This is a genomic window from Micromonospora sp. DT231 (assembly GCF_049847025.1).
In the GTDB taxonomy this organism is placed as follows: Bacteria; Actinomycetota; Actinomycetes; order Mycobacteriales; family Micromonosporaceae; genus Micromonospora.
Genome location: NZ_JBNCNO010000013.1, coordinates 26,310 through 41,681, shown reverse-complemented (window position 1 = coordinate 41,681; position 15,372 = coordinate 26,310). Strand labels below are relative to the sequence as shown.

16 protein-coding genes are annotated in these 15,372 nt (G+C 71.5%); 8 read left to right on the top strand and 8 right to left on the bottom strand.

Annotated features, from left to right (window positions below; all coding sequences use genetic code 11):
• Positions 1–11 precede the first annotated feature (11 nt).
• The 6 genes from ACPXBU_RS27315 to ACPXBU_RS27290 form a co-directional block, all read right to left on the bottom strand.
• Positions 12–875: a hypothetical protein gene (locus ACPXBU_RS27315; RefSeq protein ID WP_425760247.1), complete on the bottom strand. Its 864-nt coding sequence runs from the start codon at positions 873–875 to the stop codon at positions 12–14.
• Between the two features lie 178 nt (positions 876–1,053).
• Complete coding sequence (locus ACPXBU_RS27310; RefSeq protein ID WP_425760246.1) at positions 1,054–1,374, bottom strand: DUF1416 domain-containing protein; 321 nt, start codon at positions 1,372–1,374, stop codon at positions 1,054–1,056.
• Positions 1,375–1,376: 2 nt separating this feature from the next.
• On the bottom strand, positions 1,377–2,225 hold the full coding sequence (locus ACPXBU_RS27305) for a sulfurtransferase (RefSeq protein ID WP_393369787.1): 849 nt from the start codon (positions 2,223–2,225) through the stop codon (positions 1,377–1,379).
• Between the two features lie 206 nt (positions 2,226–2,431).
• Positions 2,432–2,509: an Ms5788A family Cys-rich leader peptide gene (locus ACPXBU_RS27300; protein ID WP_310503780.1), complete on the bottom strand. Its 78-nt coding sequence runs from the start codon at positions 2,507–2,509 to the stop codon at positions 2,432–2,434.
• Positions 2,510–2,600: 91 nt separating this feature from the next.
• Complete coding sequence (locus ACPXBU_RS27295; RefSeq protein ID WP_425760245.1) at positions 2,601–3,389, bottom strand: DUF2993 domain-containing protein; 789 nt, start codon at positions 3,387–3,389, stop codon at positions 2,601–2,603.
• Between the two features lie 104 nt (positions 3,390–3,493).
• On the bottom strand, positions 3,494–4,555 hold the full coding sequence (locus ACPXBU_RS27290) for a hypothetical protein (protein ID WP_393369781.1): 1,062 nt from the start codon (positions 4,553–4,555) through the stop codon (positions 3,494–3,496).
• A 242-nt stretch (positions 4,556–4,797) separates the two neighbouring features.
• Between ACPXBU_RS27290 and ACPXBU_RS27285 the strand changes: the two genes are divergently transcribed.
• From ACPXBU_RS27285 to pstB, 7 genes are all read left to right on the top strand, one after another.
• Positions 4,798–5,517, top strand: coding sequence for a winged helix-turn-helix transcriptional regulator (locus tag ACPXBU_RS27285; RefSeq protein ID WP_393369778.1), 720 nt, complete (start codon positions 4,798–4,800; stop codon positions 5,515–5,517).
• A 194-nt stretch (positions 5,518–5,711) separates the two neighbouring features.
• Complete coding sequence (locus tag ACPXBU_RS27280) at positions 5,712–6,584, top strand: polysaccharide deacetylase family protein (RefSeq protein ID WP_425760244.1); 873 nt, start codon at positions 5,712–5,714, stop codon at positions 6,582–6,584.
• A 69-nt stretch (positions 6,585–6,653) separates the two neighbouring features.
• Complete coding sequence (gene mshD / locus ACPXBU_RS27275; protein WP_393369773.1) at positions 6,654–7,580, top strand: mycothiol synthase; 927 nt, start codon at positions 6,654–6,656, stop codon at positions 7,578–7,580.
• 291 nt (positions 7,581–7,871) lie between these two features.
• Positions 7,872–8,972 carry a phosphate ABC transporter substrate-binding protein PstS gene (pstS, locus tag ACPXBU_RS27270; protein WP_425760243.1) on the top strand — a complete coding sequence of 367 codons (1,101 nt, stop codon included), beginning with the start codon at positions 7,872–7,874 and terminating at the stop codon, positions 8,970–8,972.
• A 38-nt stretch (positions 8,973–9,010) separates the two neighbouring features.
• Positions 9,011–10,102 carry a phosphate ABC transporter permease subunit PstC gene (pstC, locus tag ACPXBU_RS27265; RefSeq protein WP_393369767.1) on the top strand — a complete coding sequence of 364 codons (1,092 nt, stop codon included), beginning with the start codon at positions 9,011–9,013 and terminating at the stop codon, positions 10,100–10,102.
• Positions 10,099–11,187, top strand: a complete 1,089-nt coding sequence (pstA, locus tag ACPXBU_RS27260; RefSeq protein ID WP_425760241.1) for a phosphate ABC transporter permease PstA — start codon at positions 10,099–10,101, stop codon at positions 11,185–11,187. The genes pstC and pstA overlap by 4 nt, the downstream gene beginning before the upstream one ends.
• A gap of 17 nt (positions 11,188–11,204) precedes the next feature.
• Positions 11,205–11,981 (top strand): phosphate ABC transporter ATP-binding protein PstB, encoded by a 777-nt coding sequence (gene pstB, locus ACPXBU_RS27255; RefSeq protein ID WP_425760240.1) that lies wholly within the window; start codon positions 11,205–11,207, stop codon positions 11,979–11,981.
• Positions 11,982–12,343: 362 nt separating this feature from the next.
• Here pstB and ACPXBU_RS27250 read toward each other — a convergent pair whose 3' ends face one another.
• Positions 12,344–13,177 carry an NUDIX hydrolase gene (locus ACPXBU_RS27250; protein WP_425760239.1) on the bottom strand — a complete coding sequence of 278 codons (834 nt, stop codon included), beginning with the start codon at positions 13,175–13,177 and terminating at the stop codon, positions 12,344–12,346.
• A gap of 168 nt (positions 13,178–13,345) precedes the next feature.
• Here ACPXBU_RS27250 and ACPXBU_RS27245 point away from each other — a divergent pair, with 168 nt between their 5' ends.
• On the top strand, positions 13,346–14,314 hold the full coding sequence (locus tag ACPXBU_RS27245) for a Gfo/Idh/MocA family protein (protein ID WP_425760238.1): 969 nt from the start codon (positions 13,346–13,348) through the stop codon (positions 14,312–14,314).
• A gap of 44 nt (positions 14,315–14,358) precedes the next feature.
• Here ACPXBU_RS27245 and ACPXBU_RS27240 read toward each other — a convergent pair whose 3' ends face one another.
• Positions 14,359–15,372 (bottom strand): anion permease, encoded by a 1,014-nt coding sequence (locus ACPXBU_RS27240; RefSeq protein ID WP_425760237.1) that lies wholly within the window; start codon positions 15,370–15,372, stop codon positions 14,359–14,361.

Here is a 15,372-nt window from a genome sequence, read left to right as displayed (position 1 = left end):
GCCTGCCCGGGTCAGCTCGGGCAGCCGACGGTGGCGGCCAGTCGGGTGTCCTCCGGTGCGAGGTCGGCGAGCACCGTGACCGGGCCGGTGCGGTACGCGTACACCGGGGGTTTGTCCAGCAGTGGGGTCGCGCCGGCCAGCGGGGCGAGGGCGGCCGTCGACGCCTCCGGGCCGGGACCGCCCGCCGACCGCGCGGTGCGGGCCGACCCGCCGCCCGGGCAGGGCGCGGTGACCAGCTCCGGCGCGGCGTCAGCGGGCCGGCCGAGCGCCGCCAGCGCGGCGGTCAGGGCGGCGGCTTCCGGACCGGCGGCGGTCGGCTGAGCTGGCCGGTAGCCGGAGCCGACCGGCCGGCAACCGGTGTCGACGAACAGCAGCACCCGGCCGTCCACGGTCGGCCGTCCCTCGACGGCCACGAACTCACCGGCGTCGGCGCGCAACTGTGGGCCGTTCAGCCCGGAGCGGACGCCGGCCTGCCAGGTCGCCGGCAGCCGGTCGGCGATGCCGGCCAACACGGCCCGCTCGGTGCCGGGGGGCGCGAGCACGCCGATCTCACGGCGCAGCCTCGCCCCCTCGGCGAGGGGGGTGACCCGGCAGCCCGCCGCGATCCGCGGCGGGCTCAGCTCCAGCAGGCCGGCGGCACCGGCCGCCCGGGCAAGCTCGCCGACCGCCCGGTCGACCACCGGGCCGGCCTGGTCGAGGGAACGCTGCTCGCGAACCGTGGGCGGGTCGGTGCGGACCGACATCCAGGTGAGCGCGGCCAGCAGCACGGCCCAGGCCACGGTCGCGGCCAACAGCCACCGCCCCCGTCGCCGGGCGGGTGCCGGCACGGTGGGACCGGCCGACGAGACCCAACCTGTCTGGACAGCACCGCTCACCCGGTCATGGTGTCACGCGTCCGCCGCCGGCCCGGCGGCGGAGCCGGGCGTGCCGACGAGGGCCGCCGACCGGACGGAGTCGGCGGGCACCCGCCCACGCCGCCCGTGCTGTGCCGAGCGCACGACCGGGGCCGGTCACCCGTGCGGGTGACCGGCCCCGGTCGATCAGAGCGGTGGGTCAGGAGACAGTGACACCAACCTCGTTGACACCCCGACCTGCGGTGATCGCGGTGTCGCCGTTGCCGTGCCGGGACAGGGCCCGCAGCGTCCAGGATCCCGGCGCGGCGAAGAACCGGAACTGGCCGGCGGCCGAGGTCACCACCTCGGCGGTGAACTCGCCCGTCGAGTCGAGCAGTCGGACGTACGCGCCCGGCACCGGCTCGTCCTCAGCGGAGCGGACGATGCCGGTGATGACGGTTTCCTTCTCCAGGTCCAGGCTGGCCGGCAGCGGCGCGGCCTGGTCGGGTGCGGCGCAACCCGCGGCGGTGGGGAGCGTCATGATCAGGCCTCCCCGGGTTCGTCGCCGAGCGCGACCGGCACGCCGACAAGGGAGCCGTACTCGGTCCAGGAGCCGTCGTAGTTCTTGACGTTGCGGTGGCCCAGCAGCTCCTGCAGCACGAACCAGGTGTGCGAGGAGCGCTCGCCGATGCGGCAGTAGGCGATGGTTTCCTTGCTGTCGTCGAGGCCCGCGTCGCCGTAGATCCGGCGCAGGTCGTCGTCGGAGCGGAAGGTGCCGTCCTCGTTGGCCGCCTTGGACCACGGGACGCTGATCGCGGTGGGGATGTGGCCGGCCCGCTGCGCCTGCTCCTGGGGCAGGTGGGCGGGGGCGAGCAGCCGGCCGGCGAACTCGTCGGGGCTGCGCACGTCGACGAGGTTCTTGGTGCCGATCGCGTCGACGACCTCGTCGCGGAACGCCCGGATGGAGGTGTCCGGCTCCTGCGCGACGTACTGCGTCGCCGGGCGGGTCACCGCGTCGGTGACCAGCGGGCGGGCATCCAGCTCCCACTTCTTGCGACCGCCGTCGAGCAGCTTCACGTCGCGGTGGCCGTAGAGCTTGAAGTACCAGTAGGCGTACGCGGCGAACCAGTTGTTGTTGCCGCCGTAGAGGATGACGGTGTCGTCGTTGCTGATGCCGCGCTCGGAGAGCAACGCCTCGAACTGGGTCTTGTTGACGAAGTCCCGGCGGACCTGGTCCTGGAGGTCGGTCTTCCAGTCGATCTTGATGGCGCCGGCGATGTGGCCGGTGTCGTAGGCCGAGGTGTCCTCGTCGACCTCGACGAAGACGACGCCCGGGGCGTCGAGGTTCTTCTCGGCCCACTCGGCCGAAACGAGTGCGGTGTCGCGACTCATCGAATCACTCCCTGGTGAGGATGGATGGTGAGCCAACGCGCGCGTATCGATGGGTGTGACTGTCGCACCACGCGCGGGACCCAGCGGAAGGACGGGATCACGGGTTCGTGCGACGGCGCCGCTGCCGGGCGTTCGGTGGGATTACCGGAGGGTGCGAGAACCCTGTGCCGGTGGCCGCCGTCAGGCGGCCGGAGACAGCCCCGCCGTCAGATGACGGGGCGACACAGGCAGGTGGCCACGCGGCACAGGTCGACCGCGCGCCGTTTGGTGAGGTGGGTCCCCATGAGCAGGGAGCCTACCAGCCGGTGACCGTGCTGCCACTGAGCCGACCACCATCCGGGAATGGCCCGGGCCGGCGTCCGGCCCGGGCCCCACTCAGCTCGCGGAATTGATCGGTACGTTCTTCGCGTCGGCGGTGACCGCCAGCCCTTCCGGCAGCGGACGGACCTCCCGGACGGCGAGTTGGAACGGCAGGTCCGGCAGGGGAACGTCGATGGAGATGCTCTTGGCGAAGTTGCTCAGGGCGGTGCGGGCTATCGGCAGGTTCGGCAGACCAGCGGCGTCCAGGTCGTTGAACCGCAGGGCGACCGCGCCGTTGTCGGCGACCGTGACCTCGGCGGTGCCGCTGATCGTGACCTTCTGACCGAAGATGTCGATCGGGCCCGTGATGGCGAGCTTGCCGTTCTGCTCGCCGAGGGTGAGCCCGGGGCGCTTCAGCAGCGCCGCCAGACTCTCGTAGCTGATCGTGCCGGTGCCGTCGACGGTGTCGGCCACGACGTCACCCTGGCCGGAGCGCAGGGTGTCCACCGAGGCCCGCACGTTGCGGGCGTCCACGTTGAGCACCGACAACCGCACGGTGTCGCCCTGGACCGGGGCCTGCACGTCCCGCAGTTTGATCGAGATCCGCTGGTAGCGGCCGTCGAGCACCTGGGTGAGGAACGGGACTCCGGCGACCTCCACGTCCGGCTTGGTGGACTGCGCGCCCTGCTTGGTGACCTCCTGCTGGACGCGGTCACCGATCATCCGCTCGGCGACCCCGACGGCCACCCGGTCGGCGACCACAAGCAACCCGGCCAGCAGCAGGAGCAGCACGAACAGCCCGATGAGCAGCTTGCGGCCACGGCGTCGAGGTCGCGCCTCGTCCACCGGATAGTCCTGCGCCACGCCGCCTCCTGTCTCCGCCCGTCGCGTCGCGACAGGTCGTTCGTACCGACGCCGCAGGGCGGCGCACCCGTAGGTACCCGACCGACCCAGCGCTCAACCGTGACTCAGAGGAAGAGCATGCACATCGCGTACGCGGCCGGCGCCGCGAGGGCGAACCCGCCGAGCGGACCCTGCATGTGCCGGGCCACCCACATCGTGGGCGTCTCGCCGGCCATCAGCCGCCCCGCCTCCGCGTACCCCACGGCGAGATCGGAGAGGACGGCGGTGACGGCCGCGACCAGGCCGATCACGGCGGCCCGGGTCGGCGTGAAGGGAGCTACCAGATAGCTGCCCAAAAGCGCGCTGGTGAGCGTGCCGACCATCGCGCCGGCCACCACACCGGCGGCGCCGCGTGGCACCTGCGGAGCCAGCCGGGGCCAGGGCAGCACGGCGTCGGTCAACCGGGCGACGGTGAGCGCGACGCCGCTGGCGGAAAGGCAGACGGTGATCGCCTGGGTGCCGGCCGGGATCCGGCTGAGCACGATCAGGGTGCCGAAGGCCACCACCCCGACCACGATGAGCAGCGTGGCGCCGAGTGAGTCGGTGACCCGGACCCGGTCGACCCGACGGACCAGTTGGCCGAGCACCGCGGCGAGGAACCCGCCGGCGGCCAGGTAGCCGAGCGGCGCCAGGCCGGCGACGTCGGTCTGCACCGCGGCGATGTCGACGAGCGCCGCGACAGTGGCGCTGATCCCGGCGACCACGAGCAACGCGGGCGGTCGCATGGCCATGGTCCAGGCCAGCACGAACAGCAACTGGACGCCGAAGATGATGAAGGCGAACGGCAGGCGGTGACCGGGACCCGACGTCTGCGCGCCGAGCACCAGACCGAGACCGAGCAGCGCGGCGAAGCCGGCGATCGTCACCGCCAACTGACGGCGCACCTCGACCGGGGGTACGACCTCCTCCTCCGGCTCGTCGACCTCGTCCTCGGATCGGCGGGCCGGCTCACCGGCTCGACGGGCCCGACGAGGCCCACCCCGTCCGCGGCGTTCGCCGTCGGTGGTGGTGGCCGGGCCGGTACGCGGCGCGGGCGGTTGGCCGCGGGTCGGTGTGGCGGCCGGGCCCGGGTGGGGCCCGGCGGGCCACGATTCGCGGCCGGCCTCGGGCGACGTGGAGGGAAACACGACCCGATCGTGCCAGACCGACGGCCCGACGCGGTGGTCACGGGTTTCGACAACGTTAAAACCTGGGCCACGATCAGGGGCAAGATAGACAAACGGGAAATGGCCCGCCGGCGCGGCCGAGGCGATCGGTTACGCTCAACCCGTTACCCCGCCCGTCAGCGACGCCGGGACCACGCAATTTCTCAGCGCGCTCCCTCGTGAGTGTGTCTGGTCGCGTGCGGCCTTGCGCCGCCGGGACGGAGGTGATCGTGGAGATCCTGCTGCTGGTGACTGCGCGCGCAGGCGAACCGTCGGCTGTGCTGCCGGCACTCGACCTGTTGCCGCACTCGGTTCGCACCGCGCCGCGTGACGTCCGCACACTTGTCGCGGGCCCCAGCCCGGACGCGGTGATGGTGGACGCCCGGTCGGAGTTGAGCGAGGCCCGCGCGACCTGCCGAATGTTGCACGCCACCGGGCTCGGCGTGCCGCTTGTCGCGGTGGTGACCGAGGCCGGCCTGATCGCGTTGAACGCGGACTGGGGCGTCGACGACGTCATCCTCGCCTCGGCCGGCCCCGCCGAGGTCGAGGCACGGCTGCGGCTGGCGGTGGGCCGGCTGAGCAACGCGACCGCGGGCGCCGGCGGCTCGATCCGGGCCGGCGAGCTGAACATCGACCCGGACACGTACGCGGCCAAGCTCAAGGGTCGCCCGCTCGACCTCACCTACAAGGAGTTCGAGCTGCTGAAGTTCCTGGCCCAGCACCCGGGTCGGGTGTTCACCCGGGACCAGCTCCTGCGCGAGGTCTGGGGCTACGACTACTTCGGCGGCACCCGCACGGTGGACGTGCACGTCCGGCGACTGCGCGCCAAGCTCGGCTCGGAGTACGAGTCGATGATCGGCACCGTTCGTCAGGTCGGCTACAAGTTCGTCGTTCCGCCGTCGCGATCGCTGCCCGAGGCGGAGCACGCGCCACTGTCGGTCTGATCCGCGAGGTCGCCGCGAGCGATTTCCCATATGCCCTTTTTGCGCAGCTTGGCAGTCCTATTCTGACTGCCGGGTTTGTCGGAGAAGGGGGCGGCTGTGCGCGCAGTGACCACGGGGGCGACGGGCCGGACTGAGCGGCCAGCCGGGCGGATGCCGTGACGCCGGGCAACTCGACCGCGCGTGCGGTCGGGATCGTGACGGTGGTGGTGGCGGCACTGCTCGGCTCGGCGTACGCGCTGGGCCGCAGTCTCGTCCCCGACCAGGTTCCGCCGAGGCACTCCGCCGGGGCCACGACAAGCACCGACGGGCCGCACTACGCCGACCAGCCCAGCGGCGGCGAGCCCACCGGCGGTGCGCCCACCGGCGGTGCGCCCACCGGCGGTGCGCCCACCGGCACCCCGAGCGCCGGCACCGGCCCCGCCGAGACCGGTCAGGACGGGTCGGGGCAGACCACGGGCACCGACAACCTGTTCGGGGCGCACGCCACCTCCGGCTCCCCACGACTCGCGCTGACCTTCGACGACGGCCCCGACCCGCGCTACACCCCACAGGTCCTCGCCCTCCTGCGCGAGTACGACGTCCACGCCACGTTCTGCGTGGTCGGCGAGAACGCGCAGAACCACCCCGACCTGATCCAGGCGATCGTCAACGAGGGGCACACCCTGTGCAACCACTCGTGGCACCACGACGTCGGCCTGGGCGCCCGCTCGGCCGACGCGATCCGCGCCGACCTGCTGCGCACCAACGAGGCGATCCGGGCCGCGGTGCCGAACGCGCCGATCGTCTGGTACCGCCAGCCGGGCGGCGCCTGGACGTACCCCGTGGTGTCGGTGGCCCGGCAACTCGGCATGACCCCGCTGCACTGGTCGGTGGACCCGTCCGACTGGGAGCTGCCCGGCGCCGCGAAGATCACCGCGACCGTGTTGACGCAGGCCGAACCGGGCTCGGTGGTGCTGCTGCACGACGCCGGCGGGAACCGGCAGGGCACCGTGGACGCGCTGCGCCGGATCCTGCCCGACCTGACCGCCAGGTTCGAGCTGGAGGCGCTGCCCACCGACCCGACGTGAGGCACGGCTTTGCGGGTCTGTGTCGGCGACGGTCCGGGCGTCCGGACAGGCAGCGGTTACGGTGGCGGAATGAGCAGCGCGGAGCCGACGAGCGACCAGGTGACCCGGACCGACCGACTGGCAGCGGCGGAGATCGGCGAGATACTGGCCCTCGCCAGTGCCGCGGGCGACACCGACGGCGCGGACCCACTGGACGAGCACGTCCTGCTCCGCCTGCGTGACCCGGACGCCCCGGCCCTGCACCTGATCGCCCGTGCCGACGACGGCACCCTCACCGGGTACGCGCACCTGGACACCACCGACCCGGTCGGCGGGATCGGGGTCGAGCTGGTGGTGCACCCCGCGTACCGGCGGCGGGGCACCGGTCGGGCGCTGGCTCGGGGCGTACTCGCCTCGGCCACCGGGCCGCTGCGGGCGTGGGCGCACGGCGACCACCCCTCGGCCGCGGCGCTCGGCGTCGATCTCGGGTTCACCCGGGCGCGGGTGCTCTGGCAGTTGCGCCGGCCCCTGGCCGCCCCGCTGGGCGAGCCGCGCCTGCCCGACGGGGTGGCGCTGCGCGCGTTCCGGCCCGGTGCGGACGACGCGGCCTGGCTGACCCTCAACTCGCGCGCCTTCGCCGAGCACCCCGAGCAGGGGCGGTGGACCTCGGAGGACCTGCGCGTCCGCCTCGGCGAGCCGTGGTTCGACCCGGCCGGCTTCCTGCTCGCCGAGGAGACCGCCACCGGTCGGCTGCTCGGCTTCCACTGGACCAAGGTGCACGAACGCCCGGGGTCGGCCCGGATCGGCGAGGTGTACGTGCTGGGCGTGGAGCCGACCGCGCACGGCGGGGGGCTCGGCCGGGCCCTGACCACCGCCGGGCTGGCGTACCTGCGGGACCGGCGGGGCCTGGACCGGGTGATGCTCTACGTGGACGAGTCGAACGCCGGGGCCGTCGCGCTCTACGAGCGGCTGGGCTTCGCCCGCTGGTCCGCGCACATCAACTACCACCTGGGCTGACCGTCGACAGGCGCTCCGGCCGGGTCACCGGCGGGTAACGGCCGGACGTCGGCGACATAACAGCGAACCGGAAATATACCCATACATCCGACAGGTGTATCTGGGTTCACTTAACGGACAACTCACCCTCAGCAAGCGGTCACCTTGAGGGCCGTACGTGTTCACCTCGCGTTCACTTGCGACCGGCGAACCGGCTACCTGGCACTTCTAACTTTCGTGTCAGCCGGTCAGTGCCGGTCCTCGGTCCCCGGGTTCGGGGTGCCAAGTCAGACGCGAAGGGAAACCCCTCAGGTGAAGCTCCAGCGGTACGGCACTATTGCCTGCCTCGCTCTTACTGCGACGCTCGGTCTCAGTGCATGCGGCTCGGACAACAACGAGCCCAGCACCAGCGCTTCGGGCTCGACCGCCGCGGTCGACTGCGCCACCGGCACGGTGAACGCCCAGGGCTCCTCGGCGCAGAAGAACGCCATGGACGAGTGGATCAAGGCGTACCAGCAGAAGTGCCAGGGCGTCACGATCAACTACGAGCCGTCCGGCTCGGGCGCCGGCATCACGGCGTTCACGAACGGCACTGCCGACTTCGCCGGCTCCGACTCCGCGCTCAAGCCGGAGGAGCAGCCGAAGGCCGACGCCAAGTGCGTCGGTGGCGCCGCGATCAACCTGCCGATGGTGATCGGCCCGGTCGCCATCGCCTTCAACCTCAACGGCGTGGACAACCTCCAGGTCAAGCCGGCCACCCTGGCGAAGATCTTCGCCGGCACGGTGACCAAGTGGGACGACCCGGCGATCAAGGCCGACAACCCGGACGCCAAGCTGCCGTCGACCGCCATCCAGGCGGTGCACCGCTCGGACGAGTCGGGCACCACCGACAACTTCACCAAGTTCCTCTCCAAGACCGCCGCGGCGGACTGGACCCTGGGCAACGCGAAGGCCTGGAAGGCCCCGGGTGGCGTGGGCGCCGCCAAGTCGGACGGCGTTGCCAGCAAGATCAAGAGCACGGACGGCACCATCGGGTACGTCGAGTGGTCGTACGCCGAGAACGCCAGCCTGAAGATGGCCAAGGTCGGCAACGGTGCGGGCGAGTTCGCCGCGCTGACCGCCGAGTCGGCCGGCAAGACCATCGCCGGGGCCAAGATCGAGGGCCAGGGCGACGACCTCAAGATGTCGATCGACTACAACACCAAGGAGGCCGGGGCGTACCCGATCGTCCTGGCGACGTACGAGATCGTCTGCAGCAAGGGCCTCCCGGCCGACAAGCTGAAGCTGGTCAAGGGCCTGCTGGGCCACGCCGCCAGCGCTGAGGGCCAGGCCTCTCTCACCGAGCTGGGCTACGCCCCGCTGCCGGAGACGGTCCGCACCAAGGTCGAGACCGCGGTCAAGAACCTCTCCTGACCCGACCCCATACCTCCGCAACCGAATCGAGCGAGCAGATGGGTGAAACCCCTCACCGCTCGGCCGACGCCGGCACCGGCGGGACGCGCGTGACCCAGAGTCACGAGTGGCCCGCCGGTGCCTCGGCGCGTGTGGCCGAGGCACCAGTCAGCACCCGTTCCCCTGACGGTTCCGGGCTGGGCGGCGGTGGCGCGCTGCCCCGGGCCCGCGCTTTCGGCGCCGAGCGGGCCTTCCACGGCCTCACCCTGGCCGCCGGCACGACGGTTCTGGTCATCATCGTCGCCATCGCGGTCTTCCTGATCGCCAAGGCGATCCCGGCCCTGCGTGCCAACAGCGCCAGCTTCTGGACCTTCGAGGGCTGGTTCCCGAACGACAACCCGCCCACGTTCGGCATCGGCGCGCTCGCCTTCGGTACGGTGCTCACCGCCGCGTTGGCGCTGCTCATGGCGGTTCCGGTGGCGATGGGCATCGCCCTGTACCTGTCCCACTACGCGCCCCGGCGGCTCGGCAACGCGCTCGGCTTCCTGATCGACCTGCTGGCCGCCGTACCCAGTGTGGTGTTCGGCCTCTGGGGGCGCGACTACCTCATCGGCCCGGTCACCGACCTGTCCGGCTGGCTCAACACGTACTTCGGCTGGATCCCGATCTTCGGCGGCGACGGCCCGTACGGCAACTCCATCCTGCTCGGATCCCTCGTGCTGGCGATCATGGTGCTGCCGATCATCACCTCGCTCACCCGCGAGGTGTTCCTCCAGACGCCCACCGCGAACGAGGAGGCCGCGCTCGCGCTCGGCGCCACCCGGTGGGAGATGCTGCGCACCGCGGTCCTGCCGTACGGGCGGCCCGGCATCATCGCCGCCGTGATGCTCGGACTCGGCCGGGCACTCGGCGAGACCATCGCGCTGGCACTGACCCTCGGGGCCACCTACAGCATCTCGTTCAACGTGCTGGAGTCCGGCGGCAACACCATCGCCGCCAACATCGCCAACCGCTTCGCCGAGGCGAACGACACCGGTCGCGGCGCCCTGATCGCATCCGGCCTGGTGCTCTTCGCGATCACGCTCGTCGTCAACATCATCGCGCGGGCGATCATCTACCGCCGCCGGGAGTTCACGGAGTCCGCCGCATGAGCACCACGGTCACCTCACACCGCACCCGGCCGCCGGTCCAGCCGGAAACGCTGCGGGCCCGGCGGCTGCCCGCGTACGCCGCGCCGGCCATCGCCGTGGCCGCGCTGGCCCTCGCCGTCGCGATCGTCTACGGCGCGAGCATCGGCGGCCCCGTCCTCGTCATCGTGCTGGGCGCGTTGCTCTACCTGGCCGGCCTCTTCGCGGCGGCCAACGCCGTCGAGGGGCGACGAGCGGCCCGCAACCGCACCTGGAGCGCGCTGATCCACTCCGCGTTCGTGCTGGCCGTGGTGCCGCTCGTCTCGGTGGTCTGGACGCTGCTCAGCAAGGGCGTCAAGCGGCTGGACGGCGACTTCTTCCTCACCTCGATGAACAACATCGGCGCCCGGGACCCGAACGGCGGCGCCTACCACGCCATCATCGGCACCCTGGAACAGGTCGGCATCGCTGTCCTGATCACCGTGCCGCTCGGCCTGCTCTGCGCCATCTACATCGTCGAGTACGGCCGGGGCAAGTTCGCCTTCGCGATCCGGTTCTTCGTCGACGTGATGACAGGTATCCCGTCGATCGTCAGCGGCCTGTTCGTGCTGGCGTTCTGGGTGCTGATCGTGTCGCCGTGGTTCAACGACGGCCGGCCGAGCTTCTCCGGCTTCGCCGCCGCGCTGGCCCTCGCGGTGCTGATGCTGCCGACGATCGTCCGCTCCACCGAGGAGATGTTGCGCCTCGTTCCGGCGCCACTGCGAGAGGGCGCGTACGCGCTCGGCGTGCCCAAGTGGAAGACCATCCTGCGGGTGGTGCTCCCCACCGCGCTACCGGGCATCGTCACCGGCGTCATGCTCTCCATCGCTCGCGCGGCCGGCGAGACCGCTCCGGTGTTGCTGATCGCCGGCGGTGGCGCCGCGATCAACTTCAACCCGTTCGAGAACAACCAGTCGTCGCTCTCGCTCTACGTCTACCAGCAGGCCGGCAGCGCGTCGAAGTACGCGCCGGACCGCGCCTGGACCGCTGCACTCACCCTGGTCGCCCTCGTGCTCATCCTGACGATCGCGGCGAAACTGCTGGCCCGTCGCAACCGGCTCAACCGATGAACCCCGGAGGTACCACCATGGCCAAGCGCGTCTCCGCCTCGAACGTCACCGCGTACTACGGCGGCTTCAAGGCGATCGAGAACATCAACCTGACGGTCGAGCCGAAGACCGTCACCGCCCTGATCGGGCCGTCCGGTTGCGGCAAGTCGACCTTCCTGCGGTCGATCAACCGGATGCACGAGGTGCTGCCCGGGGCTCGGGTCGAGGGCAGCCTGACAATCGACGACCAGGACATCTACGACCGGGACGTGGACGTCACCGCGGTCCGGCGCACGATCGGCATGGTCTTCCAGCGGCCGAACCCGTTCCCCACCATGAGCATCTTCGAGAACGTGGTGGCGGGCCTGAAGCTCAACGGCGTCCGGAAGAAGTCGATCCTGGAGGACGCGGCCGAGAAGGCGCTGCGCTCGGCGAACCTGTGGGACGAGGTCAAGGACCGGATGGGCAAGCCCGGCGCGGGCCTCTCCGGCGGTCAGCAGCAGCGGCTCTGCATCGCCCGGACCATCGCGGTCGAGCCGCAGGTCGTCCTGATGGACGAGCCGTGCTCGGCCCTGGACCCGATCTCCACGCTGGCCATCGAGGACCTGATGTTCCAGCTCAAGGACAAGTTCACGATCATCATCGTGACGCACAACATGCAGCAGGCCGCCCGGGTGTCGGACCGGACCGCCTTCTTCTCCATCGAGAAGACCGGCGACCCGGGCCGCCTCATCGAGTACGACAACACCCAGAAGATCTTCAGCAACCCGAGCGTGAAGAAGACCGAGGACTACATCACCGGCCGCTTCGGCTGAGCCGCTGGTTCACGGTCCGCGAGGGGCGTCGGTCGACCTGACCGGCGCCCCTTCCGCGTACCCCGACGAGGCCCAGCGCGACGGGGGCGACCCAGCCCGGCGCGGCGCGGCGCGGCGCGGCGCGGCCAAGATCGTGCTCGATCAAGGATGTAGTGGTCTCACCGCGCCCGGAGGCCACCACATCCATGTTCGAGCGCGATCTTCGGTGGGAGCCCGCTTGCGGGTGCTCGTGTCCTGCGCGTGCCGTCAAGATCCGCACAACTTCAGGGATGCTGCTGCCTCGGGCTCGCGGGAGACAGCAATATCCGGGTAGTTGCGCAGATCTTGGGCGCGGTCTGGACCGCCCAAGGCGCGGGCAGCGGTCAGCCCAGGACGAAGCGGGGTTCGCCGTTCGGCGGGAGGTCCAGGCGTGGGGTGACCGGGGTCGCGGCGTCCCGATGAGCCGCCGCGTTGGCCACGCCGGCCAGGTCGCCGGCCGCAGCCACCTGGGCAAGCGTGACCAGGGTGGGCGGCAGCATGGTCAGCTCGCCCGCCTCGGCGCGGGCAAGCGCGTCCGCCGGGCGGATCCAGAGCGTGTGGTCGGCCTCGCCGGAGACGTCGCGGGTCCGTTGTCCCGCCGGCAGCAGGGCCACGAAGAAGTACGTGTCGAAGCGGCGCGGCTCGAACTCCGGGGTGATCCACCGGCTCCACGGCAGCAGCAGGTCCGACCGCAGGGTGAGCTGTCGGTTGGCGAGCAGCTCGGCGAAACCCAACCGCCGCCCCTCCAGGTCCTGCCGGGCGGCCTCCCAGTCGTCGCCGCTGACGTCGCCCACCACTGTCGTCGGGTCCGGGCCGGCGAGCAGAACGCCGGCCTCCTCGAAGACCTCGCGGGCGGCGGCACAGACCACGGCCTGGGCGGCTTCCGGGGTCACCCCGAGCCGGCCCGCCCACTCGGTCGGGGCCGGGCCCGCCCAGTCCAGGTGCGCCGCGGAGTCGGAGCGGTCCACCCCGCCGCCGGGGAAGGCGTACATCCCGCCGAAGGTCATGGCGGCGACCCGGCGGATGACGTACACCTCGAAGTCGACGTCTGTCGGGCGCAGCAGCAGCACGGTGGCGGCGACCCGCGGCACCGCCGGGGTGCCACCCTCGGCCTGGAATCGGCGGGCGTGCTCGACCAGCGCGGCCGGCGCGGCGAAGCCGTCGCTGTTGATCGTCATGCCGCGAGCCTAGTTCCCACCGACTCGACTGCCGGGCGTGGTGATCGACTCGACATCCTGGATACCGCGGCATCAGCCACGGCATGATGCCGCGACCTCACGAAACCGGTGTTGGTCATGCGGACGGGCGGCAGCGGGCGGTTCACCTGGCTCGGCTAGCGTTCCGGCATGACTCGTTGGGGCATTCTGGCCACCGGCCACATCGCCAGCCGTTTCGCCGAAGACCTCCGGCTGGTGCCGGACGCCGAGCTGGTCGCGGTCGGCTCGCGCGCCGTCGAGAGCGCGCGGCGCTTCGCCGACACGTACGGCGCCAAGCGCGCCTACGGATCCTGGGTGGAGTTGGCCGCCGACCCGGAGGTCGACGCGATCTACGTGGCCACCCCGCACTCCGCGCACCACGAGGCGGCGATGACCTGCCTGACCGCCGGCCGGGCGGTGCTGTTGGAGAAGCCGTTCACCCTCGACCTGGCCAGCAGCGCCGAGTTGGTGGACACGGCCCGCGCCGCCGGGGTCTTCCTGATGGAGGCCATGTGGATGCGACTGAATCCGCTGATCCTGCGCGTGGTCGAGCTGATCGCGGACGGGGCGATCGGCACGGTGACCGGCGTCCGGGCCGATTTCGGGGTGGCCGGGCCGTTCCCGCCGGAGCACCGGATGCGCAACGCCGCACTGGGCGGGGGCGCCCTGCTCGACCTGGGGATCTACCCGATCAGCCTGGCCCACCTGCTGCTCGGCGTGCCGCAGCACATCAGGTCCTGGGCGCAGCTCGGCCCGGAGGGGACGGACGAGAACACCGGGATCCTGTTCGGCTACGACACCGGAGCGCTGGCCACGCTGAGCTGCGGCATGGTCGGGTTGAGCGGGCAGACCGCCTCGATCACCGGCACGACGGGACGGATCGACCTGCCGGAGCCGTTCTTCCGGCCGGGTTCCGTGGTCCTGCACCGGGCCGGCGCGGAGCCGGAGACGATCGTCGCCGACGGGGCCGGCAACGGCTACCAGTACGAGGCGATCGAGGTGCAGCGCTGCCTGGCCGCCGGGCTGACCGAGAGCCCACGGGTGCCGCACGCCACGACCCTTGAGGTGATGGCGCTGCTGGACACGGTGCGGGAGCAGATCGGCGTGCGGTACGAATGAGAGAAAGGGCCCCTCCTCGCGGAGGGGCCCTTGCTCGGCGACGGTCAGCCGAAGAGCGGCCGGACCAGCAGGTAGGTGACGCAGGCGATGAGCGCGGCGGCCGGGAACGTGATGATCCAGGCGAGCACGATGTTGCCGGCGACGTTCCAGCGGACCGCGGAGAGCCGCTTCGTCGCGCCCACGCCCATGATCGCCGAGGTGATCGTGTGCGTGGTCGAGATCGGCGCCTTCAGCACCAGGGCGTTGAAGTAGAGCACCGCGCTGGCGACCGTCTCGGCGGCGAAGCCCTCCGGCGGCCCGAGGTCGATGATCTTACGACCGAGGGTGCGGATGATCCGCCAGCCGCCGGCGTACGTGCCGAGGGCCAGCATCGTCGCCGAGGTCCAGAACACCCAGCCGGGGATGTGCGTCTTGCTCTCCTGGAAACCGCCGGTGTAGAGCGCCAGCACCACGATGCCCATGGTCTTGGCGGCGTCCTGCATGCCGTGGCCCACCGACATGGCGGCCGCGGAGAGGGTCTGCGCCCAGCGGAAGCCCCGGTTGAGCTTGCCCGGCTGCCCCTTCCGGAACAGCCAGAGGATGGCAAGCATCAGCAGGTAGCCGAGGGTCAGACCGACGATCGGCGAGAGCACCATCGGCAGCAGCACCTTCTCGCCGATGTTGCCCCACTGCACGATGCCGCCGGTGGACAGCAGGGTCGCGCCGACCAGGCCGCCGAAGAGCGCGTGTGAGGACGACGAGGGCAGACCGAAGTACCAGGTGATCAGGTTCCAGGCGATCGCGCCGAGCACCCCGGCGAAGACCACGCCGAGGCTGTTCACCCCGGTCGGGAGGGTGACCAGGCCGTCGCCGACGGTCTTGGCCACGCCGGCGCCGAAGTGTGCGCCGACGAAGTTGCCGACCGCGGCGAGGCCGAGGGCGATCCGGGGGGTCAGCGCCCGGGTGGAGACGCTTGTCGCGATCGCGTTGGCGGCGTCGTGGAAGCCGTTGGTGTAGTCGAACGCCAGGGCTACCCCGATCACCGCCAGCACGGCGATGAGTTCGGGTGTGAAAGTCAC